Genomic DNA, 24,868 nt, shown 5'->3' with positions numbered 1-24,868 from the left:
GCACCGAGAATAGCATGAACGGAACATTGGTCATACCAAAATTGATGTGCATCAAGTTTTACCGCATATTTTTTAAACGAACAACGTCAATTATGGACAAGAAAAAGCCCGCGGCGTTTGCACGCGGCGGGCTGATTATGACAAAACAGGATTAGCCGAGGGTCTTAAAAGCTTTTATTCGCTGCAGGTGCGGTGAAAGACTTTTAAATTTGTGAGTCTGTTCTTCATCCCAGATGATTTCGTAATAATGATGCAACAAGTCAGCCGAGCGTTGGCTATCCAGCGCCTCATCATGGCGTGATAGCACTACCAGGCAACGGTCGCGATTTTTTTCACGGAAGTTGTTCACGCACTTGGTGGCGATATCCTGATACTCCTCCGGCCTGTCGATTTTCCCTTCCATGTTCTCGTGAGGGAACAGATTCGGGTTGAACACGGCCTGGCGAATATCGCACAGGAAACCAATCCTTTCCGCCCAGTAGCCACCTAACCCGACACCGCATATCAGCGGCCGATCGTCGGCATTGAGCTGCAGCATTTTGTCGACTTCCTTCAACAAATGCTGCATATCATGTTTTGGATGGAGCGTACTGTAGCTAATCAACCGCACGTCCGGGTCGATAAACTGCAGCTGCAGCACCTTTTCATGGTTACCGGGGCTGTTAGAGTCAAAACCGTGTAAATAGATAATCATCGTATCCTCACCAGACAACAACGCCCTTCAGGTTAATTACGCAGACTTCGCTTCTTGCCAGCGCGCATGGAGCGCCTCCAGCTGTGCGTTGACCGTCTGCCAACGCGCGGAATCTCGCAGTTCCTGACGGGTAAATGAACCTTTATGATACAATTTTGTAACACGCTCTGCTTTGATCGGGGACAGGTTATCCAATACGCTCACCGCGCCTTTACGATTATTGCAGACCAGGATCATATCGCAACCGGCATCGAGCGATGCCTGCCCACGTTCAGCATAGCTGCCCATGATCGCCGCTCCTTCCATCGACAGGTCGTCAGAGAAGATGACGCCGTCAAAGCCCAGCTCGCCGCGCAGCACCGTCTTCAGCCAGTATTCTGAACCACTGGCCGGGCGCGGATCGATGTCAGAGTAAATCACGTGCGCCGGCATAATCGCATCCAGCCGTTGTTCATCGATCAGACTTTTGAACACCGCCATATCTTTGGCGCGAATTTCCGCCGCCGGACGCGGATCAATCGGCGTCTCTTTGTGTGAATCCGCCGTCACCGCGCCGTGGCCAGGGAAGTGTTTACCGGTGGATTTCATGCCGGCGGCATGCATACCGTCGATGAAATGACGCGCCATCGCCAACGCTTTTTGCGGGTCTTCATGCCAGGAGCGTTCACCGATCGCGGCGCTGATATGGCCGACATCCAGCACCGGCGCAAAGCTGATATCAATATCCATGGCGATCATTTCGCTGGCCATCAGCCAACCGGCCTCAGCGGCGAGTTTACCGCCCTCTTCCACCCCCAGCAGAGCGGCAAAAGACTGCGCAGCCGGCAGGCGAGTAAAACCTTCGCGAAAACGCTGCACGCGTCCGCCTTCCTGATCTACCGCCACCACGAGATGATTACGCGAGGCCTCGCGGATTTGACGTACCAGTTCACGCAATTGCGCCGGATCGTGGTAGTTGCGGGTAAACAAAATTAAGCCGCCGACCAAAGGATGAGCCAGAATCTCACGCTCTTCCGCATCCAGTTCAAAACCTTCGACATCCAACATTACCGGACCCACACAGACCTCTCTTATCCTTTATTTTCTATTTTTAGCTGACGCCATGTCGCATCCGCCAGCGTAATAAATTGCCGGTCGCCGCTCTGCTGCCAGCGCCGTTCATACCATCCCGCCATCAGCATGAGCACCCACGGTCGCCAGCGTTGTATTTGCCGCCGCAGCTGACGCTCATCAAGATGCGCGAGCCGTGAATAGGCTTTAAGCAATTGACGACGCGTAGGGGCATCGCACCATACCGCCGCCAGTTCCAGTGCGATATCGCCGTCTCCGGCATACTCCCAATCAATCAAGCGCAGCCCGTCGTCGCGGTGAATTATATTGCCGGCGTGGACGTCCATATGCAGAGGCGCCAAACGCAACGGCTGTGGTTCTCGCCGGCGTAATAACCGTTTCTGCCAACGTAACCAGAAAACCGTACGCCTCGCCGGATCGCACTGCTGCCAGTACAATTCAAGCAACGGCGCCAGCTCGATACGCCAGCCAAAACGCGGCTGTTGATGCAGATGATACAATAACCCGGCAAGCGAGGGGCATTCCGGCAGCCCGCTTTTCACTTCCCCTGTGCAATACTCCACCACCATCCAGCACGGCGAAAAGAACACCGGCGCCGGCGAAAGGGTCGCGGGAAGGCGCTGAAGCACGCGGTACTGGCGTAGAAAATGGCTGAGCGGCGCCAGCAGATCGTGTGGCTGGCGCAACACCAGCCGACGAACGCCATCGCTGATAATACAGCTGCCGCCGCTAAGACCGTTTTCAGTCAGCGCGGCGACAGGCGAATAGCGGGGAAAAAAGCGCGACAAGAGCTCGTCGCGCGTTAGCTTATTGTTGCTGAACCGCACCTTTGCCTGACCAGATAATCTCGCCGGACTGCACCAGCATCAGTTGCATTTTCAGCTCCGGCGCGTTGACGTTGCCGGTGGCATTCGAATACAGCACATACTGAGCGCCAACGGTGCGCGCAATTCCCATCGCTTTGCTGCGGCTGCCGAGACTATCCTGCGGCGAAAGACCTAATTGTTGTTTCGCTACGGAGAGCTGCTGCGAGGAAACCAGCGTAAACTTGCCGTTGCCCGCCAACGCATTGCGCAGCGCGGAGGTCGCTTCGGATGCGTTCAGCGATCCGTTGGTACGGTTGTTGACGCTATCCACCAGCAGAATACTACCTGCGTTCACGCCGCCCGCCTGCAGCATCTGACCGACCATCGGTTGCACAGCGGCGTCCCAGTTATAGTGGCGAACGCGCGGCGCGGGCTGGGACGGCTGCGAAGGCTGTTCACCGCCGTGTTCGATTGGACCCGGCTGCGTTGGCACCGTCGGCACGGCAGGTACCGTCGGCTGCGGCTGCGCAGGTTGTTCCGGCTTCGGCTTGGCCTCCTCGACTGGCGCAGGTTCATTTCGTTGCCCCACACAGCCTGCCAGGAATATCGCCAGTGCAGTGATTAACGCATAGCGACACATTTTAATCATTATGATGACCTCTTAGAGATAAAGATAAAGACGGGCTTTGTGTGCCCCGAGAATATTGGCACTGCCGTAGAGCACCACGGACGAGTGGGCTGGAACCGTCACGCTTCGCGCAGGTTCCAGCGGATGCATCTCCAGCCCATGGGCGTCATACCAGAAGAAACGGTAGTGCACGGTTATGGGCTGTTGCCGTTCATTAAATAATCTTGAGGTAGCGGTGGCCTGGATTTCCGAGGCGGTGACCGACGGCGGATCGGCGCTGATACCCGCCGCCAGAACGCTGGATTCCATCACCAAAGTCTGCTGTTCGCCAACCGGAATTTCCGGGCGCGAGCTACATCCGGCCAGTAGCGCCGTCAGAATCAAAACGCCTGAATAAGCAGCGCGCATCGGTTTAGCCTTTATGCGCCAGCATCGGGCCTAACGGACGACCGCCCAGCAGGTGCATATGAATATGGTAGACTTCCTGGCCGCCATGGCGGTTGCAGTTAACGATAAGGCGGTAGCCGTCATCAGCCAGGCCTTCATCACGGGCAATCCTGGCCGCGACGGTCATCATACGGCCCAAAGTCAGTTCGTGCTCGGTAGTGACGTCGTTTACGGTCGGAATCAGGATATTCGGGATAATCAGAATATGGGTCGGCGCCTGCGGAGAGATATCGCGAAAAGCGGTGACCAGCTCATCCTGATAAACAATATCCGACGGGATTTCCCGGCGAATGATTTTGCTGAAAATCGTTTCTTCTGCCATGACTGATTCCTTATTAGTTTTATACCGTGCTCCGGCCTGCCTCTGCAGATAAACACGAATGCACAGGATCAGCTAAGAGTATGAGCGACTTCCTCCCTCTCTTTCAACCTGAATGCAGTTTTTCTTATTCAACTATAGACTTAGCTGCTGAGGGAATAAGCATTTCTCCCCATTTTCCGGATATTGCCAAACAATGACCAGAATACCGACGTAAAAAAGGCAGCCATTTGGCTGCCTTAGTCTCCCCACACTACGTCTTAGCTGTTGCGGATGTATTCATCCATTTCGGTTTTCAGGTTATCGGACTTGGTACCGAAAATGGCCTGAACGCCAGAACCTGCAACAACTACGCCAGCAGCACCCAGTTTTTTCAGACCAGCCTGATCAACTTTCGCTACATCAGCCACGCTCACGCGCAGACGAGTAATACATGCGTCGAGGTTAGTGATGTTCTCTTTACCGCCGAAAGCAGCAATCAGAGCCGGGGCCATTTCACTGGTAGCGGCGCCTTTGCTGTCTTCTGTTGCATCTTCACGACCCGGCGTTTTCAGGTCCAGCGCTTTAATCAGCACGCGGAAGACGACGTAGTACACGATCGCGTAGCAAATACCGACAATCGGGAACAGCCACAGTTTGCTGCTGTTGCCGGACAGAACGATAAAGTCGATCAGACCATGAGAGAACGAAGTCCCGTCACGCATACCCAGCAGGATACAGATCGGGAATGCCAGGCCTGCGAGAATCGCGTGAATGATATACAGGATCGGCGCGACGAACATGAAGGAGAACTCGATCGGCTCGGTAATACCGGTCAGGAACGAGGTCAGCGCAGCGGAGATCATGATACCGCCGACTTTGGCGCGGTTCTCTGGTTTAGCAGAGTGCCAAATCGCGATAGCTGCAGCCGGCAGGCCGTACATTTTGAACAGGAAGCCGCCAGACAGTTTACCTGCAGTCGGGTCGCCTGCCATGTAACGCGGGATGTCGCCGTGGAACACCTGGCCTGCAGCGTTGGTGTATTCACCAATTTGCATCTGGAAAGGTACGTTCCAGATATGGTGCAGACCAAACGGTACCAGGCAGCGCTCAATGAAGCCGTAGATACCGAACGCCACAACTGGGTTCTGGTAAGCCGCCCATTGAGAGAAGGTCTGGATGGCGGAACCGATCGGCGGCCAGATAAAGGACAGGATCACGCCGGTGAAGATAGCAGCGAGACCAGAGATAATCGGCACAAAGCGCTTGCCCGCGAAGAAGCCCAGATATTCAGGCAGCTTGATACGGTAGAAGCGGTTGAACATGTAGGCTGCAATCGCACCCGAGATAATACCGCCAAGCACGCCGGTATCAGCCAGGTGTTTCGCTGCGATTTCCTCAGCAGGTAAATGCAGAACCAGCGGCGCGACTACCGCCATGGTTTTCACCATGATGCCGTAAGCTACGACTGCAGCCAGTGCGGATACACCGTCGTTATTGGTGAAGCCAAGCGCAACACCGATTGCGAAGATCAGCGGCATATTGGCGAATACTGAACCGCCTGCTTCTGCCATGACGTGAGAAACCACGGCTGGCAGCCAGCTGAAGTTGGCAGAACCGACGCCCAGCAGGATACCTGCGATAGGCAGTACGGATACTGGCAGCATCAGCGATTTACCGACCTTCTGCAGGTTAGCAAATGCATTCTTAAACATAATTGAGAGTGCTCCTGAGTATTTGGTACTTTTTTTACGTTTTCACGCATTGGCTCGGGGGGAGAACCGGGCCGTGGACAGGACATCTAAGCGCCCTTTATTTATTACACAGAGTAAAATAATTAACGCGGAGATTGTTTGACGGCTATCACGTTTCATTCAGTCAACATATAAAAATTTACACTGATTTACATAATGTGTATCTGTATGTTGCAAAAATGCGTTCACCGCCTCTGTCGCGGCGGTGAACTTTACTCGCTTTAAGTATTAATTACGAGCCTTAAAATAATAGAAAGATCAGGCAGGTTGCAGTCTGGCAGGGTCGATGTGGAACAAGCTGGCAAAGTTTTCGGTGGTTTGTTGCGCGAGTTGCTCCAACGGCACGCCTTTCAACACCGCCATGTATTCGGCGACATCACGAACCATTGCCGGCTGGTTCTCTTTGCCGCGGTGCGGCACCGGCGCCAGATACGGCGAATCGGTCTCCACCAGCAGACGATCGAGCGGCACATAACGCGCGGCATCTCGTAGCTGTTCGGCATTACGGAATGTGACGATACCGGAAAACGAAATATAGAATCCCATATCGAGCAGTTTACCCGCAGTCTCTCTATCTTCTGTGAAACAGTGTAGTACGCCACCGCAATCCGTCACGTTTTCTTCCTGCAAAATTGCCAGCGTGTCGGCGCGCGCATCACGGGTATGCACAATCACCGGTTTATTTAATTCGCGGCCAATGCGAATGTGTTGACGGAAAGACTCCTGCTGGCGCAGTTTAGTTTCCGGGGTATAGAAGTAATCGAGCCCGGTTTCCCCCATCGCCACGACGCCCTCTTCCGCCGCCAGCGTACGCAGTTCCTCAAAGTCATACGCTTCATCCTGGTTCAGGGGATGCACGCCGCAAGAAAACACGACGTCATCGCGCTGGCCGATTAATTCACGCATCCCGCGGTATCCCGGCAGCGTCGTGGAGACCGCCAGGAAAAACCTGACATCACGCGCGGCGGCTTTCGCCAGAACATCATCGACGTCTTTATGCAACGTTTGATAATCCAGGCCATCAAGATGGCAGTGGGAATCGACTAAAAACATATTCTTATTCTCAGAGATGCGAGACGGGCAGAACCGCCCCGGGTTGCAGGTAATGTTCCCAGCGCAGGAGGCGCTCGGTGAGTAGTAGTTCGCGGTTGACGCCGACCACGCTCAGTAACTGTTCGCGACAGGCGCTAACATCGCGCGTGATAGCTTCAAGACGCGGGCCCGAGAGTGTTTGCGCCAGCTGGTTAACCAGCGTCCAGGCATCCGGATTACTCAGAAGCGAAATACCCTGTTGCCTTTTTTGCGCATCCAGCAACAGCGATGCCAGCCAGTGCAGACGCACCGGAGCCTGTTCGTGATTCAGAACCGGTAATAATGACAGCCAGTCGCCGCTGGTTAACACGCTGGCTAGCGCCTGGCAGAGCTGTTGTCGCGGCGCCCAGTTGGCCTCTTGCAGTAACTCTAGCGCTGCTGCGGGCGCGTTAGCGCTGAGGCGCAGAGCGGCCAACAAAGCATCTTGTGACATTGTCACTTCGCGCTCTAACCACCCTAATGCCCAGGCTTCAGAGGGCGGGGCAAGATGATATGAGAAGCAACGGCTACGCAAGGTAGCGAGCAGCCGCGCCGGCTCCTGACAGGCCAGGAAAAACCAGGTGTGTTCCGGCGGCTCTTCCAGCGTCTTCAGCAAAGCATTGGCGGCGGCATCGGTTAACAACGTCGCATCGTTGATCCACACCACCTTCGCGCCGCCGAGACGCGCGCGCTCATAGAGTTTTTCAGTGATGCCGCGCACCGCATCGATACCTAGCGCACTCTTGCCTTTCTCCGGGGCAAGCGTGTAGTAATCAGGATGGGTGCCGGCCTGCATAAGCTGGCAGCTATGACAATGGCCGCAGCTTTTATGCCCTTCCGGCTGGCGGCACATCAGGAATCGGCATAACGCGTAGATGAGCGCATCGCCGCCCATCCCCGGCAACGCCTGCAGTAATAACGCATGGTGACCCCGTCCTGCCTGATAACCAGCCACTAGCTGCTCGAAGGACGGGCGTAACCACGGATACCATTTCATGCGCGTTGCTCCGCAACCCATTGTGTGATGACAGAACGGATATCACGTTCAACCGCTTCCAGAGGCTGCGTTGCATCCACCGTACGGATAGTCGGATCCTGCGCCGCCAGTTCAAGGTAGCGCGCGCGGGTACGATTAAAGAAGTTCATCGACTCCTGTTCAATCCGATCCAGATCGCCGCGCGCGCGCGCGCGCTTGAGGCCGACCTCCGGCGTCACGTCAAGATAGAGCGTTAAATCAGGACGGAAATCGCCGAGCACCGCATCGCGTAGCGTCGCCAGCATTCCCTGATCGATACCGCGCCCGCCGCCCTGGTAGGCCTGAGTTGAGAGATCGTGACGGTCGCCAATGACCCACTGACCGCGGGCCAGCGCCGGCTTGATAACGGTTTCAACCAACTGTACGCGGGCGGCGTAAAACATCAGTACTTCCGCCTTGTCGTTAATGACTTCATCGCCGGTAGACTGGATATCCAGCACCAGGCTGCGCAGTTTTTCAGCCAGGATGGTGCCGCCCGGCTCACGGGTAAACACCATATCGCGGATACCCAGCTGTTCGAGTGTCTCAACGACCAGATTGCGTGCGGTCGTTTTCCCCGCCCCTTCCAGGCCTTCGATGACGATATAGTTACTGCGCATTTTTTTCCTTAAGTACTTTTAAATAGTCCTGAACCGAGCGGTTATGGCTGGCCAAATTGGTATTGAACGTATGGCCGCCTTTTCCGTCGGCAACAAAATAGAGATACGGCGTCTTCGCCGGATGCGCGGCCGCATTGAGAGACGCTTCGCCCGGCACGGCGATGGGCCCTGGCGGCATACCGCTAATCACATAGGTGTTATAGGCGGTCGGCGTTTCCAGATCTTTGCGCGTCAGTTTACCATTATAGCGCTCACCCATGCCGTAAATCACGGTAGGGTCGGTCTGTAAACGCATGCCAATACGTAGGCGGTTGATAAAGACCGAAGCCACGCGATCGCGCTCGGCAGGAACCGCGGTCTCTTTCTCAACAATAGAGGCCATGGTCAGTAATTGGTTTTGATCTTTATACGGTAGATTTTCCGCCCGCCCTTCCCAGGCTTTCGCTACCGCAGCGACCATTTTCTGATGCGCGCGTTTAAGAATCGCGATATCGCTGGTATTGGCGGTGTACATCCAGGTATCCGGCCAGAACCAGCCTTCAACCCAATCGGCATGCTCAAGCCCCAGCGCTTTGGCCACCGTTTCGTAACTATCGTCTTCTAAAGTGTGTTTTACATACGGCGCATCGCGCAGCTGATGCAGATAGTCGCTAACGCGCATCCCTTCAACAAAACGTAACGGGAACTGCGCCTCTTTGCCGCTTGCCAGTAGCTGCAGCATTTCGCGCACCGTCATTTGCGGTGTGAAGCGGTAAGTACCCGCTTTAAAATGAGAAAGTTCGGGTTCGACGCGCAGCAACCACTGGAATACGCGCGGACGATTAATAATTTTATCGCCATAAAGCTGCTGGCCAAGCACCACTCGTCCGGTTCCTGGCTCAAGAGTGAAGATGGTCTCTTCTTTAATAAGCAACTTGCTGTCTGCCAGTTGGCGGACTTTCCACATCCCTGCCGCTGCGGCAATACCGAACACCACCACTAACAGCAAGACAAAACGTAACATTTTCTTCATGACTAACCAGGCAGCTCACACAATGGGGCTAAAAAATGGTAAAGATCGCGTTCGGACCAACAGATGTCATCCCAACGACGAACCGGTACCAGCGGCATAAGCGCATTGCAAATCAGCACTTCATCGACATCGCGCAGCACATCGGGGCGCACGGATACTTCGACAACATCAAAAGGCGAACGTGCCAACTTGGCTATACAGTACTGGCGCATAATGCCATTGACGCCCGCCTGATCGAGGCGCGGCGTGAACACATGGCTTCCTTTACGCCAGAACACATTCGCGGCACAGCATTCCGTAAGCCACCCGTCGCTGTCAAGGACCAGCGCCTCATCGGCGTCTGTCTGCTCAAGATGAGAACGAATCAAGACTTGTTCCAGGCGATTAAGATGTTTGAGCCCGGCCAGCGAGGGATTGCGCCCCAGGCGGATCGGACTTAACGCCAGGGTTATTCCCTCTTCTCGCCATCGCGCATAATGCGAGGGGAAAGAAGAAACGCTCATCATGCGGTTCGGCTGCATGCAGCCTGTCGCGCTATATCCCCGGCCTCCTGAGCCACGCGTTATGACCACTTTGAGGACGCCTTCACTGTGCGGCTTTGCCAGTTCTTGCATCTCTGCGGCCAACGTTCGCCATTCAGTAAAAGGTATAAAGAGTTTTTCGCACGTATCCTGCAAACGGCCCAGATGGGCATTGAAAAAGGCTATCTGGCCGTTGATGATTCGCGAGGTGGTGAAACAGCCATCACCGAATTGAATTGCGCGGTCATTTGCTGCCAGAACATCCTGCTCGACACCATTTATCAAGAACATAGAGGGCTCCTCTCACCGGTGGCACAGTGTCTCAGGATAAAAAGCAGAGAACAAGCGGAGAAAACCGAATAAAAAAAGACCCGCCAGGCGGGTCTTTCGTCAACGCTTAAACCAGCATTAGCGGTTGATCATACTTTTTTGAAGATAATCGAACCGTTAGTACCGCCAAAGCCGAAGGAGTTACACAGGGTGTATTCCATACCGGAAACCTGACGCGCTTCATGAGGAACGAAGTCCAGGTCACAACCTTCATCCGGGTTATCCAGGTTGATGGTCGGCGGAACCGCCTGATCGCGCAGCGCGAGAATAGAGTAGATAGACTCTACTGCGCCAGCCGCGCCTAACAGGTGGCCAGTCATGGATTTGGTGGAGCTCACCATCACACGGCGTGCCGCATCGCCAAACACGGATTTCACCGCCTGGGCTTCTGCTTTATCGCCCGCTGGCGTAGAAGTTCCGTGGGCGTTGACGTAGCCAATCTGGCCCGGTTCAATTGCCGCATCACGAATGGCGTTAACCATCGCCAGCGCAGCGCCAGCGCCATCTTCCGGTGGAGACGTCATATGGTAGGCATCGCTGCTCATACCAAAGCCGACGATCTCAGCGTAGATTTTCGCGCCGCGTTTTTTCGCATGCTCGTACTCTTCCAGTACGACCATACCGGCGCCGTCGCCCAGCACGAAGCCATCACGCTCTTTATCCCACGGACGGCTTGCCGCCTGCGGATTGTCATTGCGGGTAGACAGCGCGCGCGCAGCGCCAAAGCCGCCTACGCCCAGCGGCGTACTCGCCTTCTCTGCACCACCGGCAACCATCGCATCGGCATCGCCGTAAGCGATAATACGCGCCGCGTGGCCGATATTGTGTACGCCTGAAGTACAAGCGGTCGCGATGGAGATACTCGGTCCACGCAGACCGAACATGATGGTCAGATGACCGGCCACCATGTTAACAATTGTGGACGGTACGAAGAACGGGCTGATCTTCCGCGGTCCGCCATTTACCAGCGAACTGTGGTTTTCTTCGATCAAGCCAAGGCCACCAATACCGGAACCGATAGCGGCGCCGATGCGGGTTGCGTTTTCTTCCGTCACTTCAAGGCCAGAATCCTGCATGGCCTGAACGCCAGCGACAATTCCATATTGAATGAAGGCATCCATCTTGCGCTGTTCTTTGCGCGAGATGATATCATCACAGTTAAAATCCTTTACTAAGCCAGCAAATTTCGTTGCATAGGCGCTAGTATCGAAATGGTCGATCAGGCTGATGCCACTCTGACCGGCAAGGAGAGCTTTCCAGGTAGACTCTACGGTATTGCCGACAGGAGACAACATGCCCAGTCCGGTCACAACTACACGACGCTTAGACACGGTTGTCCTCCAGGGAGGGAAAATAGATTCTTGTGGGACAAAAAAAGATAAAACTCAGGCGGTCGAATGACCGCCTGGAGATGTTCACTTACGCCTGGTGACCGTTGATGTAATCAATGGCAGCCTGAACGGTGGTGATTTTCTCAGCTTCTTCGTCCGGAATCTCAGTATCAAACTCTTCTTCCAGAGCCATTACCAGCTCAACGGTGTCAAGAGAATCAGCGCCCAGGTCTTCAACGAAGGAAGCATTGTTGGTAACTTCTTCCTGCTTAACGCCCAGCTGTTCGCCGATAATTTTCTTAACGCGTTCTTCGATAGTGCTCATACTCTTAAATTTCCTATCAAAACTCGCTTTCGCGATGGTTTTCGTAGTGTATAAAATGTTGAAAAATTTGCAACTAAATCCCGGCAGGTCTTACCACGATTTTACGCTATTTTGCGGCTGTTTGCCCTAATAACGCAAATGATTTCGCACAAAACAGTACCCGCAAGCGTGCAGACTGCGCGCTTCCTGAACATTTTGCGCAAATCTCGGTCAGACCATATACATCCCGCCATTGACGTGCAGGGTTTCACCAGTGATGTAACCCGCTTCGTCAGAGGCTAAGAATGCAACCGCGCTGGCGATTTCATTTGGGGAGCCAAGGCGCCCCGCAGGAACTGCCGCCAGCGTACCCGCACGCTGCTCATCGGTCAGCGCACGCGTCATGTCCGTTTCAATAAAGCCCGGAGCAACAACGTTTACAGTAATACCGCGAGACGCAACTTCACGTGCCAGTGACTTACTGAAACCGATCAGACCCGCTTTCGCCGCAGCGTAGTTAGCCTGACCAGCATTTCCCATGGTACCAACCACAGAACCGATAGTGATAATACGTCCATGACGCTTTTTCATCATAGCGCGCATTACCGCTTTTGACAGACGGAATACCGATGACAGGTTGGTTTCGATAATATCGTTCCACTCATCATCTTTCATTCGCATTAACAGGTTATCACGAGTAATCCCGGCATTATTGACCAGGATGTCAACTTCGCCAAACTCTGCGCGAACATTTTCCAGAACAGATTCAATAGATGCCGGGTCGGTCACATTCAACATCAGACCTTTACCATTGGCGCCTAAATAGTCGCTGATCGCCTGCGCGCCGCTTTCGCTGGTGGCAGTACCGATAACTTTCGCGCCGCGCGCGGCGAGGGTTTCAGCAATAGCGCGGCCGATACCGCGGCTCGCGCCGGTAACCAGCGCGATTTTTCCTTCAAAACTCATGGTATTCCTCTTTTATTGCTCAAGCGCCGCAGACATCGCAGCCGGCTCGTTGAGCGCAGAAGCAGTCAGGGTGTCAACAATACGTTTGGTCAGGCCGGTGAGGACTTTACCCGGGCCCATTTCATACAGGTGCTCGACGCCCTGAGATGCCATAAACTCAACGGTCTTAGTCCACTGCACCGGGCTGTACAGCTGGCGAATCAGCGCGTCGCGGATAGCGTCCGGCGCGGTTTCGCACTTCACGTCGACGTTGTTCACAACCGCAACGGTCGGCGCGTTAAAAGTGATTTTCTGCAGCTCTACCGCCAGTTTTTCAGCGGCAGGTTTCATCAGCGCGCAGTGCGAAGGTACGCTGACCGGCAGCGGCAGCGCGCGTTTGGCGCCTGCGGCTTTACACGCGGCGCCCGCGCGTTCAACGGCTTCTTTGTGCCCGGCGATAACCACCTGGCCCGGTGAATTGTAGTTCACTGGCGAAACCACCTGCCCTTGCGCAGATTCTTCACAAGCTTTAGCGATGGACGCGTCGTCAAGGCCAATAATTGCAGACATCGCGCCGGTACCTTCCGGTACCGCTTCCTGCATGAATTTACCACGCAGTTCAACCAGACGAACAGCATCAGCGAAATTGATAACGCCTGCGCAGACCAGCGCAGAGTATTCGCCCAAGCTATGACCGGCTAACAGCGCCGGCGCTTTACCGCCCTGCTGCTGCCATACGCGATATAACGCGACGGACGCGGTCAGCAGCGCCGGTTGCGTTTGCCAGGTTTTGTTCAGTTCTTCTGCCGGGCCCTGTTGGGCAAGCGCCCACAGATCGTAACCCAACGCTGCGGAAGCTTCGCCGAAGGTCTCTTCAATAACTGGCCAGGTCGCGGCCATATCTGCCAGCATACCGACAGCCTGAGAGCCCTGTCCCGGGAACACAAAAGCAAATTGCGTCATGTTTAAATCCTTATACTAAAAACGAACCAGCGCGGAACCCCAGGTGAAACCACCACCGAAGGCTTCCAGCAGAATCAACTGACCGCGTTGAATACGGCCATCGCGAACGGCTTCATCGAGCGCGCAAGGAACCGAGGCCGCGGAAGTATTACCGTGACGATCGAGCGTGACCACCACATTATCCATCGACATTCCCAGCTTTTTCGCCGTCGCGCTGATGATACGCAGGTTAGCCTGATGCGGCACCAGCCAATCCAGCGCCGAGCGCTCAAGATTGTTGGCCGCCAGCGTCTCGTCAACGATATGCGCCAGTTCGGTGACCGCAACTTTAAACACTTCGTTACCGGCCATCGTCAGATAAATCGGGTTTTCCGGCTCAACGCGATCGGCGTTCGGCAGCGTTAACAGGTCGCCGTAGCGGCCATCGGCATGCAGATGCGTGGAGATAATCCCCGGCTCTTCAGAAGCGCCGAGCACTACCGCGCCCGCGCCGTCACCGAAGATAATGATCGTACCGCGATCGGTTGGATCGCAGGTGCGCGCCAGCACGTCAGCGCCGATCACCAGCGCATAATCAACGGCGCCGTTTTTCACGTACTGATCGGCGATGCTCAGGGCATAGGTAAAGCCCGCGCAGGCGGCTGCGACGTCGAACGCCGGGCAACCTTTTACGCCCAGCATAGATTGAATCTGGCACGCAGAGCTCGGGAAGGCATGAGTGCCCGAGGTGGTCGCAACAACGATCAGACCAATTTGCTCCGGGTTGACATTCGCCATTTCAAGCGCTTTCTTTGCGGCTTCGAAGCCCATCGTAGCAACTGTTTCGTTCGCTGCGGCAATACGGCGTTCACGAATACCTGTACGCGTGACAATCCACTCGTCAGTCGTTTCAACCATTTTTTCCAGGTCGGCGTTAGTACGCACTTGCTCAGGCAGATAGCTGCCGGTGCCAATAATCTTTGTATACATGTACGCTCAGTCACTCTTGGGTAATATACCCGCGTTGTTCAAACCGCAGGGCGTCAGTCGTATCCGTTGGTCCCGTTGTGCCGTCGGGCATTCCCGTTACCGCTGCTGCTCCCTGGCAGTTCAAAGCCTGCTGGGTATAACGATTCCAGGCGAGCGGCGATCCGCTGTGGAACCTGCCGCTGCACCGCCTGCACTGCCTGCTCTATTGCGACGCAAAATGCGCGCTGGTTGGCAGCGCCATGACTTTTGATCACAGAACCGCGCAATCCTAACAGACAGGCGCCATTATACTGGTCGGGGTTGAGGTGACTGAATCGCCTGCTCAGGCTTTTTTGTAACCAACGCTTTAATAAAATCAGCCACCACGACCGTTTTTTTCCCTCTCCCTGTGATTTCAGCAGCGAAAGGAACATTCTGACAACACCTTCCATCGTCTTTAATGTGACGTTGCCCGTGAATCCATCACAAACCAGAACATCCGTTTTACCCGTCAGCAACTCGTTAGCTTCAAGGTAACCAATATAGTTGAAGGACGGCAGCTTTTTGAGAATCGCCGACGCATCACGGATGCTATTGAGACCTTTCATCTCTTCTTCGCCGATATTCAACAGCGCAATGCGTGGATTTTTAATCCCTACGACTTCTTCAGCTAACACTGCGCCCATCACCGCGAACTGTACCAGCATCGTGCTATCACAATCGACGTTGGCGCCTAAATCCAGCACCACCGTTTTGCCCTTTTGCTGATGCGGTAGCACCGTCACCAGCGCCGGGCGCTCAATTCCCTCAATGGGTTTGAGTAATAATTTCGCCAGTCCCATCAGCGCGCCGGTATTTCCCGCGCTAACGCAGGCCTCGGCCCGGCCTTCTTTTACCAGCTCCAGCGCCAGGCGCATCGAGCTACCGCGACTATTGCGGATAGCCTGAGCGGGCCGCGCATCACTGGCAATAACTGACTGTGCAGGAATAATCTGCAATCGCGAACGTTGTTCGAAATCAGCTTTGGCAAGTAATGGCGTGATGGCGTCGGGGTCGCCGACTAAAAGAAGTGTGAGTTGCGAATTAGAGTTCAGTGCCTGCAGTGCTGCAGGCACTGTCACGGATGGGCCAAAATCGCCCCCCATGACATCTAACGCCAGGGTTAGACGTGTCAAGGTATCGTCGCTGCCCGGTTCGGTTATTCCCCAGTTACCTGGGGAGATCCTCACTAAGCTTCACCACGCTTTTACTCTTGTCTTTCACGTTACAAGGACGTTAATTACGTTTTCTTGCAACGTGAAATCCACGGAGTAAGGCGTGATTACTTAGCGATTACCTTGCGACCGCGGTAGAAACCGTCGGCAGTGATGTGGTGACGCAGGTGTTTCTCACCAGAAGTTTTGTCTACAGACAGGCTGGTGACTGCGGTCAGAGCGTCATGGGAACGACGCATGCCACGTTTGGAACGGGTTGGTTTATTCTGTTGTACGGCCATGGACCTTACTCCTCAATTACTTATGCTTTAAGCTGGCTAATACGGCAAATGGGTTTGGTTTTTGTGCCTCTTCAGGCAGTTCGCCAAAGACCATGTCCGCGTCGGACACTTCACAGTGTTCAGAATCATGCACCGGAACTACCGGCAAGGAAAGAATGATTTCATCCTCAACCATCGCCTGCAGATCGATTTCACCGAATTCGTTAACCTCAATCGGCTCATACGCTTCCGGTAGTGCTTCTGCCTGTTCGTCATTTCTGACAGGGCTGAAACAATACGTTGTGTGAACATGATGAGGGAACGGTTTCCCGCAACGCTGACATTCGAGGGTTACCGATACCTTCGCATCACCGGTAATAACGGCGAGACGCTGGTTATCGATAGCGAACGACATGCTGCATTCCACATCACTGTCCACGCTGACGACTGAATCGGCGACACGGCCAACCTGATCACGGGCGTAGATACCCTCGTAATCAAGGCGTTTTTGAGCCGTGCGAACCGGATCGAGAGTCAGGGGTAATTTTACCTTTTGCATAGGGCGCGCATATTAACTTTGTAATGTCATAGAGTCAAAGAAAAAGGCAGCCTCAGGTTGCCTTTTGCCATTTATTCGCACACATTGCGGCGCATAGTTTAAAATGATGCTCTGCGAAGCGCTATATGTGGATGAAAAAATATGTCTAATCTTCTCCTGGCCTCAACCTCGCCGTGGCGGCGGATGCTGCTGGAAAAACTCTCGCTGCCGTTCGAATGCGCAGCGCCTGAGGTTGATGAAACGCCTCTGCCCGGCGAATCCGCCCGCCAGTTGGTTGTGCGTCTGGCGCAAGCCAAAGCCCAGGCGCTGGCATCCCGCTTCCCTCAGCACCTTATTATAGGTTCCGATCAGGTTTGCGTCTTAGACGGCGAAATTACCGGTAAACCACACACTGAAGAAAACGCCCACCGTCAGCTACGCAAAGCCAGCGGCACGATTGTCACTTTTTATACCGGACTGGCGCTCTATAATTCCGCCAACGGACACCTGCAAACGGAATGCGAACCTTTCGACGTCCATTTTCGGCATTTAAGCGATCAGGAGATCGAGGCCTATATCCGTAAAGAGAACCCTCTGCAGTGCGCCGGGAGTTTTAAAAGCGAAGGATTAGGTATTACGCTATTTGAACGACTGGAAGGACGCGACCCTAATTCGCTGGTTGGGTTACCGCTAATAGCGCTATGCCAGATGTTGCGCCGGGAAGGCTACAACCCGTTACTCAGTTAGTCAGAAAAGAAAGCGGCGGAGTATAAATCCGCCGCTTTACCTATTTGCTATTACGTAAAACCTGTAAGCAGTGCTTCAGTTGGTTATCCAACGGCGCTTCAATACGCATCACCTCTCCGGTGCCAGGATGGGTGAATTTCAACGCCGCCGCATGCAAAAACAGGCGGTTTAAGCCAGTCCCTGAAAGCTGCTTGTCAAACTCGCGATCGCCATAGCGATCGTCAAAAGCAATCGGATGTCCCGCATACTGCGTATGAACGCGAATCTGGTGCGTACGCCCGGTAACCGGACTACAGCGCACCAGCGTGGCAAATGCGTAACGCTCTTCTACTTTAAAGCGCGTTTCGGAGGGCTTACCTTCCTGGCTCACGCGCACGATACGCTCGCCGCTCTGCAGAATATTTTTCAGCAGAGGCGCTTGTACCACCTTCGTGTGCGACTGCCACTGACCGCGCACCAGCGCCAGATAATCCTTCTGCATCCCTTTCTCACGCAGCTGCTCGTGGAGCGAACGAAGCGCCGAACGTTTTTTCGCCACCAACAGCACGCCGGAAGTATCGCGATCGAGACGGTGAACCAGTTCAAGGAAACGGGCCTCCGGGCGCAGCGCGCGCAGCCCTTCAATCACGCCGAAGCTCAGACCGCTACCGCCGTGCACTGCGGTGCCGGAAGGTTTATTCAGCACCAGGATATGATCGTCTTCATAGAGAATCACATCCGACAGCGCCGCCACTTTTTGCAGGTGCGGCGAAACGGCCTCTTCTTCGCGCTCGGCGACACGCACTGGCGGGATACGCACTTCATCGCCATCTTCCAGTTTATATTCCGGCTTGACGCGTTTTTTGTTTACCCGCACCTCGCCTTTACGCAGGATGCGATAAATCATGCTCTTCGGTACGCCCTTAAGTTGCGTACGCAAAAAGTTGTCGATACGTTGCCCCGCTTCATCGGCGGAAATGGCAACCATTTTTACGGTTGGAGTCTCAGTTTTCATGGTCGGCGATTCTAAATAGCCGAGGGCATTAGCGCCACTCATTTTTATATGCTTATATTTATCAGTATCCGGATTTCATCGCATGCTTCATCGGCGTTTTGTTTGTTATTAGAACAATCTGTAGACGCTGGTGAAAAAACTGTGAGTAACCCGGTGATAAAAGGTAAAAGTGAACTTGCTATAACAAGGTTAGCAATGGAATAATGAGGCTGTTTTCCGTGTTGACACTTGTTAGAACAAGAAATTAGCGGAATGACCAATTTTGTCTGACCGATCATCCACGCAGCAATGGCGTAAGACGTATTGATCTTTCAGACAGTTAGCGGGCTGCGGGTTGCAGTCCTTACCGGCACAGGCTCTATAAGATTTTTGCGTGGCAGGACGGCGACGACTCCGGGACTACCGGGAGTTCATCTGAATCCTCCGATTGAGGTGAACAGGTTAAGCCATTACCCCTGCGACGTGAGAGACGATGAGAATATACGCAACATCGTTTGAGGTGCGTCAAGGCTGCAAAAGAGAGAATCTTCAGTCGGTTGTACAAGCAATCGATTGAAGTGAACAAGCGCGGCCAACGCGAAATCACTTAAAGGATGAAGTGTATAAATGGAATATTCTCTGGTGATACATCCCAGGCTGTTCCCCTGAATAATTGCGCTGTGTTTCCGTTTGAAACACAGGCGACCGACACTCTGCGCCTCTTAAGCGCGCGACAACCGTGAGGTTGGCGACGTGAACCAGACTCGAGGCCATCGGTTTTCACCCGGTAAGGCGTTACTCTGCCCGTAGCTTAGTCGTCAATGTAAGAATAATGAGTAAGTTACGATGAAAAGAATGTTAATCAACGCAACTCAGCAGGAAGAGTTGCGCGTCGCTCTTGTTGATGGGCAGCGCCTGTACGACCTGGATATCGAAAGCCCCGGGCACGAGCAGAAAAAAGCGAACATCTACAAAGGCAAAATCACACGTATTGAACCTAGCCTTGAAGCCGCGTTTGTCGATTACGGCGCTGAGCGTCATGGTTTCCTCCCCCTCAAAGAAATTGCCCGCGAATACTTCCCAGCCAATTACAGCTCTCATGGCCGCCCTAACATTAAGGACGTTCTGCGCGAAGGTCAGGAAGTCATTGTTCAGATTGATAAAGAAGAGCGCGGTAATAAAGGTGCTGCGCTGACCACCTTTATCAGCCTGGCAGGCAGCTACCTGGTACTGATGCCGAATAACCCTCGCGCCGGCGGTATTTCACGCCGTATCGAAGGTGACGATCGTACCGAGCTGAAAGAAGCGCTGGCGAGCCTGCAGTTGCCGGACGGCATGGGTCTTATCGTACGTACCGCGGGCGTCGGCAAATCCGCTGAAGCGCTGCAGTGGGATCTGAGCTTCCGCCTGAAGCACTGGGAAGCGATTCAGAAAGCCGCTGAGAGCCGCCCTGCTCCATTCCTGATCCACCAGGAAAGTAACGTTATCGTACGTGCCTTCCGCGACTACCTGCGCCAGGACATCGGCGAAATCCTGATCGATAACCCGAAAGTGCTTGAGCTGGCGCGCCAGCATATCGCCGCCCTCGGTCGTCCGGATTTCAGCAGCAAAATCAAACTGTACACCGGTGAAATCCCGCTGTTCAGCCACTACCAGATTGAATCCCAGATTGAATCCGCGTTCCAGCGTGAAGTTCGCCTGCCATCCGGTGGTTCTATCGTTATTGATAGTACCGAAGCGCTGACCGCTATCGACATCAACTCCGCTCGCGCGACCCGCGGCGGCGATATCGAAGAAACGGCGTTCAATACTAACCTCGAAGCGGCTGACGAAATCGCGCGCCAGCTGCGTCTGCGCGACCTTGGCGGCCTGATCGTTATCGACTTCATCGATATGACCCCGGTACGCCACCAGCGCGCGGTTGAAAACCGCCTGCGTGAAGCCGTCCGCCAGGACCGCGCGCGTATCCAGATAAGCCATATCTCGCGCTTCGGCCTGCTGGAGATGTCCCGCCAGCGTCTGAGCCCGTCACTGGGTGAATCCAGCCACCACGTGTGCCCACGCTGTAGCGGCACCGGTACCGTGCGTGACAACGAATCGCTGTCGCTCTCTATCCTGCGTCTGATTGAAGAAGAAGCGCTGAAAGAGAACACCAAAGAAGTCCACGCGATCGTTCCGGTCCCCATTGCGTCTTATCTGCTTAACGAAAAACGTGCCGCAGTCAGCGCGATTGAAACCCGTCAGAGCGACATTCGCGTCATCATCGTCCCGAACGACGAGATGCAAACCCCGCACTACTCCGTACTGCGCGTGCGTAAAGGCGAAGAGACCTCAACCCTGAGCTATTTGCTGCCGAAACTGCACGAAGAAGAGATGGCGATGCCGTCCGACGAGGAACCTGCTGAGCGTAAACGCCGCGAGGAACCTGCGCTGGCCGCTTTCGTGATGCCGGATGCGCCGCCAGTACCGGTACAGGAAGAAACCTCAGCCGCCCCGGTCGCAGCGAAAGCCGCCGCCGCTCCAGCCGCAAAAGTAGCAACGCCTGCCCAACCTGGCCTGCTGTCCCGCTTCTTCGGCGCATTGAAAAACATTTTTGCTGGCGCAGAGGAAGCCAAACCGGCGGAAGTCAAGACTGAGCAAAAAACAGAAGAGAAACCGGAACGTCAGCAAGAGCGTCGTAAACCGCGTTCTAATAATCGCCGCGATCGCAATGACCGTCGTGATAACCGCGATAGCCGCGATAATCGTGACAATCGCGATAACCGTGGAGAAAACGCTGAAGGTCGCGACTCTCGTGAGTCTCGTGAGGAAAACCGCCGTAATCGCCGTGAGAAACAGCCGCAGAACGTTGAACAGCGCGAATCTCGTCAAACCGCAGGCAATGAGGCTGATACCGGCAAATCACGTGATGAGCAGCAGCAACCGCGCCGTGAACGCAACCGTCGTCGTAATGATGACAAGCGCCAGGCACAGCAGGAAGCGAAAGCTCAGACCCGTGAAGAACCGGTAGTCCAGCAGGAAACCGAGCAGGAAGAACGCGTTCAGAGCATGCCGCGTCGTAAGCCGCGTCAGCTGGCGCAGAAAATCCGCTTTGAGTCCGTGGAAACCGAGCAGGTTATCGAAACCGTAGCCGAGCAGCAGGCGGAATCCACTACGCCGCGTACGGAATTGGCAAAAGTCGATCTGCCGGCCGTCGTTGAAACTGCCGCTGAGCAGGATGAAAACGGCGACGCTCGTGAATCTAACGGTATGCCGCGTCGTTCACGTCGCTCTCCGCGCCACCTGCGCGTAAGCGGCCAACGTCGCCGTCGCTACCGCGATGAGCGTTATCCGACCCAATCGCCGATGCCGCTGGCCATCGCCTGCGCGTCGCCTGAGCTGGCGTCAGGTAAAGCGTGGATCCGCTATCCGATTGCCCGTGCGCATGATCAGCAGCAGGAAGAGTTACCGGTACAGGAAACCGCCAACGTTGAGCCTATCATTACGCCAGTCGTCGCGGAGACTATCGCTCCGGTTGTCGTTGCGGAAACCGTCGCGGCTGAAACTGTCGCACCGGCAGTGGCCAGCGAACCGACCGCAGAAGCGACCGTCGTTGAAGCTCCGGTCGTCGAAGAAACGGCGGTGGTTGAAGAGACCGCAGTTGTTGCGGAAAGCGTTGCGCCGCAGGCAGAAGTCAGTGAGCCAGCAGAGCCGGTAGTCGAAGAAACTGAGTCCGCACCTGCTCCAGCTACTGAAGAAACCGTCACTGCGCAGCCAACGATTGTCGAAGAAGAAACCGCTGTTGTCGAAGAAACGACCGTTGCCGCCGTTGAAGAAGCCGCGCCGGTTGTTGAACCGACGCCGGTCATCAGCACCGCGCCAGTGGTGAAAGCGCAACCGGCGACCACCGCTACTCGCCATGCGACCGCGCCGATGACCCGCGCACCGGCTCCGGAATACGTGCCGGAAGCGCCGCGCCAAAGCGATTGGGTTCGTCCTCCGTTTGCCTTTGAGGGTAAAGGGTCTGCAGGCGGCCATAGCGCCACTCATCAAGCCACGGCGGAAGCTACCCGTCCGCAGCCTGTAGAGTAACGGTGCTCAACGAAAAAACCGGCCAACTGGCCGGTTTTTTTATTTCTTCTCGTCCGGGCGCTGCATCCCCGCCACCTGTGGCATCACTTCGCGCATCAAATCGAGAAACTTGCGTAGCCGCGTCGGATAATAGCGCGCCCAGGGGTAAACCAGATGCACCGGCAGCGGCGAAGCCCGCCACTGCGCAAACGGCTCAATCAGCCTGCCTGCCGCAATATCTTCCTCCACCGCCCAACTGGAAACAATTGCCGCCCCCAGCCCCGCTAGGGCGGTGTTACGCGCAACGTAGACGCTATCGGTACTCAGGCAAGGGACAATCGGGAAATTCATCAACTGCCCGTCCACCTGATGCTGTAGCGTGACTTCATGCTGATAAAAGGTGCTGATAGCGACCCAGGGCAGCGCGGAGAGCATCTGAGGTTCGCTGAGTTCCGGATGGCGCGCCAATAGCTCAGGCGCAACCACCAGGCTGCGGGGAACCACAGCCAACAGTACCGATACCGTTGATGGATCGACTTCCGCGCCAACGCGGATCGCGCAATCAATATTATCGCTAAGAAAGTCGACGGTTTTATCATTCAGCATCCACTCAACGGAGAGCTCAGGATATCGCTGCAGAAAACTCACCAGCGGACCCAGCAACTGCTGTTGGCCAAAAGCGTGCGGCGCCCGCACCCGCAGCACGCCAACCGGCCGGTCTTCCTCGATGCGCAAATCATCTTCCAGCGCCAGCCAGCTGTCCACCAGCCGCCGCGCATGTTGATAACAGCGCTCGCCGTCATCGGTCAGTTTCATCGCATGGGTCGTGCGCAGAATAAGCCTCGCGCCAAGTAACGTCTCCAGCGACTGCAAACGTCGGCTGACGGTCGCCTGAGTCGTACTCATCTGCAGAGCCGCCGCCGAGAGCGAACCCGCTTCGACGATGCGAATAAAGGTCCGCATCAGCTCAATCCGATCTATACGCTCTTGTTTCTTCATTTATATTTTGCCTATACGTGCTACGTATAACCGTTTTACCACTACCCTATCTTCCGCGCCAGTCTGCTTCAGGGAACAATAGCGCCAACGCATTTACGAGGGCACTACCATGACACCGCTTCCTTTATCCCCCCGCCAGGCCGGCTGGGTTATTTTTATTCTCGCGCTCGGCGCTGGCTTCAGCGTCGCATCCATCTACTACGCCCAGCCGCTGCTGCCGTTAATCGGCGCCAACCTGCATCTCAGCGTTGAGGGAATGGGGCTGGTACCCACGCTGACCCAGGCTGGCTATGCATTGGGAATATTATTTCTGCTGCCGCTCGGCGATCGCCACGATCGCCGAACGCTTATCCTGCTGAAAAGCGCCGTGCTGGCGGTACTGTTGCTACTCTGCAGCCTGACCGGTCAGCTTACCTCGCTACTGGTCGTCAGCCTGCTGATTGGCATGGCGGCGACCATGGCGCAGGATATTGTCCCGGCGGCGGCGATTCTGGCGCCGGCGGGCAAACAGGGGAAGATGGTCGGTACGGTGATGACCGGCCTGCTACTGGGGATCCTGCTTTCACGTACCGTCAGCGGGCTGGTCGGCGCGCTATTTGGCTGGCGGGTCATGTACCAGGCTGCGGCAGTCAGTATCGCCTTTATCGGCCTGTTAATGTGGCGTGTTGTGCCGCGTTTTGAGATCCACTCTACCCTCAGTTATCCGCAGTTGCTGAAGTCAATGGCCCATTTGTGGCAGCGCTATCCCGCGCTGCGCCGCGCGGCATTCGCCCAGGGCTTTTTGTCTATCGCCTTTAGCGCGTTCTGGTCGACGCTGGCGGTCATGCTCGCCGAACATTTTCAGATGGGTAGCGCGGTCGCCGGCGGCTTCGGTATCGCTGGCGCGGCAGGCGCCCTGGCGGCACCGCTGGCAGGAGGACTGGCGGATAAAGTTGGCGCGGGGAGAGTCACCCAGCTCGGCGCGGCGTTAGTCACCGTCTCCTTTGCCCTGATGTTGCTACTGCCCGCGCTGCCGGTACACGGCCAACTGGCGCTGATTGCGTTATCGGCTATCGGTTTTGACCTTGGTCTGCAGTCGAGCCTGGTGGCGCATCAAAATCTGGTTTACAGCCTGGAGCCCCAGGCCCGCGGCAGGCTTAACGCCTTGCTATTTACCGTGGTCTTCATCGGAATGGCTCTGGGATCGGTGCTGGGAAGTAAACTGTACGTGCTGGCTGGCTGGAACGGTGTGGTGATTCTGGCGGTGAGCAGCGGCGCGATTGCTCTGATTATCCGCCTGCTGGAAAATGCTCGTCTACAGGCCGCAGAACGCGCCGTGAGATAAAAAAA

Annotated in this window: 25 protein-coding genes; 3 read left to right on the top strand and 22 right to left on the bottom strand. The window is 55.2% G+C overall.

What is annotated here, in order from left to right; translation table 11 throughout:
- Nucleotides 1-151 precede the first annotated feature (151 nt).
- The 20 genes from ycfP to yceD form a co-directional block, all read right to left on the bottom strand.
- The gene (gene ycfP, locus PGR29_RS11325) at nt 152-694 is read right to left on the bottom strand and encodes an alpha/beta hydrolase YcfP (protein WP_087857991.1); all 543 of its coding nucleotides are present in this window, start codon (nt 692-694) and stop codon (nt 152-154) included.
- A gap of 36 nt (nt 695-730) precedes the next feature.
- Entirely contained in the window at nt 731-1,741 is a 1,011-nt protein-coding gene (nagZ, locus tag PGR29_RS11320) for a beta-N-acetylhexosaminidase (RefSeq protein ID WP_316424543.1), read from the bottom strand.
- A 23-nt stretch (nt 1,742-1,764) separates the two neighbouring features.
- Complete coding sequence (thiK, locus tag PGR29_RS11315) at nt 1,765-2,592, bottom strand: thiamine kinase (protein WP_316424542.1); 828 nt, start codon at nt 2,590-2,592, stop codon at nt 1,765-1,767.
- Nucleotides 2,573-3,211 (bottom strand): penicillin-binding protein activator LpoB, encoded by a 639-nt coding sequence (gene lpoB, locus PGR29_RS11310; RefSeq protein WP_213316802.1) that lies wholly within the window; start codon nt 3,209-3,211, stop codon nt 2,573-2,575. The genes thiK and lpoB overlap by 20 nt, the downstream gene beginning before the upstream one ends.
- A gap of 21 nt (nt 3,212-3,232) precedes the next feature.
- Nucleotides 3,233-3,607, bottom strand: coding sequence for a YcfL family protein (locus PGR29_RS11305; protein WP_087857995.1), 375 nt, complete (start codon nt 3,605-3,607; stop codon nt 3,233-3,235).
- A 4-nt stretch (nt 3,608-3,611) separates the two neighbouring features.
- A complete protein-coding gene (gene hinT, locus PGR29_RS11300) occupies nt 3,612-3,968 on the bottom strand; it encodes a purine nucleoside phosphoramidase (RefSeq protein ID WP_087857996.1) in 357 nt (118 codons plus the stop codon).
- Nucleotides 3,969-4,225: 257 nt separating this feature from the next.
- A complete protein-coding gene (gene ptsG, locus PGR29_RS11295; protein WP_045393695.1) occupies nt 4,226-5,659 on the bottom strand; it encodes a PTS glucose transporter subunit IIBC in 1,434 nt (477 codons plus the stop codon).
- 297 nt (nt 5,660-5,956) lie between these two features.
- Nucleotides 5,957-6,751, bottom strand: a complete 795-nt coding sequence (locus tag PGR29_RS11290; protein ID WP_316424541.1) for a metal-dependent hydrolase — start codon at nt 6,749-6,751, stop codon at nt 5,957-5,959.
- Nucleotides 6,752-6,761: 10 nt separating this feature from the next.
- The gene (holB, locus tag PGR29_RS11285) at nt 6,762-7,766 is read right to left on the bottom strand and encodes a DNA polymerase III subunit delta' (RefSeq protein WP_087857998.1); all 1,005 of its coding nucleotides are present in this window, start codon (nt 7,764-7,766) and stop codon (nt 6,762-6,764) included.
- A complete protein-coding gene (gene tmk / locus PGR29_RS11280) occupies nt 7,763-8,404 on the bottom strand; it encodes a dTMP kinase (RefSeq protein WP_113374196.1) in 642 nt (213 codons plus the stop codon). The genes holB and tmk overlap by 4 nt, the downstream gene beginning before the upstream one ends.
- Nucleotides 8,394-9,416 (bottom strand): cell division protein YceG, encoded by a 1,023-nt coding sequence (gene yceG, locus PGR29_RS11275; protein ID WP_271031909.1) that lies wholly within the window; start codon nt 9,414-9,416, stop codon nt 8,394-8,396. The genes tmk and yceG overlap by 11 nt, the downstream gene beginning before the upstream one ends.
- 2 nt (nt 9,417-9,418) lie before the next feature.
- A complete protein-coding gene (gene pabC / locus PGR29_RS11270; RefSeq protein ID WP_087858001.1) occupies nt 9,419-10,228 on the bottom strand; it encodes an aminodeoxychorismate lyase in 810 nt (269 codons plus the stop codon).
- A 128-nt stretch (nt 10,229-10,356) separates the two neighbouring features.
- Nucleotides 10,357-11,598, bottom strand: coding sequence for a beta-ketoacyl-ACP synthase II (gene fabF / locus PGR29_RS11265; RefSeq protein WP_087858002.1), 1,242 nt, complete (start codon nt 11,596-11,598; stop codon nt 10,357-10,359).
- An 88-nt stretch (nt 11,599-11,686) separates the two neighbouring features.
- Entirely contained in the window at nt 11,687-11,923 is a 237-nt protein-coding gene (gene acpP / locus PGR29_RS11260) for an acyl carrier protein (protein ID WP_000103754.1), read from the bottom strand.
- A gap of 210 nt (nt 11,924-12,133) precedes the next feature.
- Entirely contained in the window at nt 12,134-12,868 is a 735-nt protein-coding gene (gene fabG / locus PGR29_RS11255) for a 3-oxoacyl-ACP reductase FabG (RefSeq protein WP_015367190.1), read from the bottom strand.
- Between the two features lie 12 nt (nt 12,869-12,880).
- Nucleotides 12,881-13,810: an ACP S-malonyltransferase gene (gene fabD, locus PGR29_RS11250; protein WP_087858003.1), complete on the bottom strand. Its 930-nt coding sequence runs from the start codon at nt 13,808-13,810 to the stop codon at nt 12,881-12,883.
- 15 nt (nt 13,811-13,825) lie between these two features.
- Nucleotides 13,826-14,779 carry a beta-ketoacyl-ACP synthase III gene (locus PGR29_RS11245; protein ID WP_045393676.1) on the bottom strand — a complete coding sequence of 318 codons (954 nt, stop codon included), beginning with the start codon at nt 14,777-14,779 and terminating at the stop codon, nt 13,826-13,828.
- A gap of 53 nt (nt 14,780-14,832) precedes the next feature.
- A complete protein-coding gene (gene plsX, locus PGR29_RS11240; RefSeq protein ID WP_087858004.1) occupies nt 14,833-15,933 on the bottom strand; it encodes a phosphate acyltransferase PlsX in 1,101 nt (366 codons plus the stop codon).
- Between the two features lie 146 nt (nt 15,934-16,079).
- Nucleotides 16,080-16,253 carry a 50S ribosomal protein L32 gene (gene rpmF / locus PGR29_RS11235; RefSeq protein ID WP_000290724.1) on the bottom strand — a complete coding sequence of 58 codons (174 nt, stop codon included), beginning with the start codon at nt 16,251-16,253 and terminating at the stop codon, nt 16,080-16,082.
- 16 nt (nt 16,254-16,269) lie between these two features.
- The gene (yceD, locus tag PGR29_RS11230; RefSeq protein ID WP_015705036.1) at nt 16,270-16,791 is read right to left on the bottom strand and encodes a 23S rRNA accumulation protein YceD; all 522 of its coding nucleotides are present in this window, start codon (nt 16,789-16,791) and stop codon (nt 16,270-16,272) included.
- A gap of 141 nt (nt 16,792-16,932) precedes the next feature.
- On the opposite strand from yceD, the gene PGR29_RS11225 reads away from it, so the two are divergent.
- The gene (locus tag PGR29_RS11225) at nt 16,933-17,517 is read left to right on the top strand and encodes a Maf family protein (RefSeq protein ID WP_087858005.1); all 585 of its coding nucleotides are present in this window, start codon (nt 16,933-16,935) and stop codon (nt 17,515-17,517) included.
- A gap of 40 nt (nt 17,518-17,557) precedes the next feature.
- Here PGR29_RS11225 and rluC read toward each other — a convergent pair whose 3' ends face one another.
- Nucleotides 17,558-18,511: a 23S rRNA pseudouridine(955/2504/2580) synthase RluC gene (gene rluC / locus PGR29_RS11220; RefSeq protein WP_072205245.1), complete on the bottom strand. Its 954-nt coding sequence runs from the start codon at nt 18,509-18,511 to the stop codon at nt 17,558-17,560.
- Nucleotides 18,512-19,336: 825 nt separating this feature from the next.
- On the opposite strand from rluC, the gene rne reads away from it, so the two are divergent.
- The gene (gene rne / locus PGR29_RS11215; RefSeq protein WP_316424540.1) at nt 19,337-22,561 is read left to right on the top strand and encodes a ribonuclease E; all 3,225 of its coding nucleotides are present in this window, start codon (nt 19,337-19,339) and stop codon (nt 22,559-22,561) included.
- 39 nt (nt 22,562-22,600) lie between these two features.
- Here rne and PGR29_RS11210 read toward each other — a convergent pair whose 3' ends face one another.
- Nucleotides 22,601-23,539 carry a LysR family transcriptional regulator gene (locus PGR29_RS11210; protein WP_316424539.1) on the bottom strand — a complete coding sequence of 313 codons (939 nt, stop codon included), beginning with the start codon at nt 23,537-23,539 and terminating at the stop codon, nt 22,601-22,603.
- Nucleotides 23,540-23,648: 109 nt separating this feature from the next.
- On the opposite strand from PGR29_RS11210, the gene PGR29_RS11205 reads away from it, so the two are divergent.
- A complete protein-coding gene (locus PGR29_RS11205; RefSeq protein WP_047079612.1) occupies nt 23,649-24,863 on the top strand; it encodes an MFS transporter in 1,215 nt (404 codons plus the stop codon).
- Nucleotides 24,864-24,868: the final 5 nt, after the last annotated feature.

Origin of the sequence: Klebsiella sp. 141203 (assembly GCF_032601985.1) — a bacterium.
GTDB classification, from domain to species: Bacteria; Pseudomonadota; Gammaproteobacteria; order Enterobacterales; family Enterobacteriaceae; genus Klebsiella; species Klebsiella aerogenes.
The sequence above is the reverse complement of the archived record's forward strand: the minus strand, read 5'-3'. Positions and strand labels throughout refer to the sequence as shown.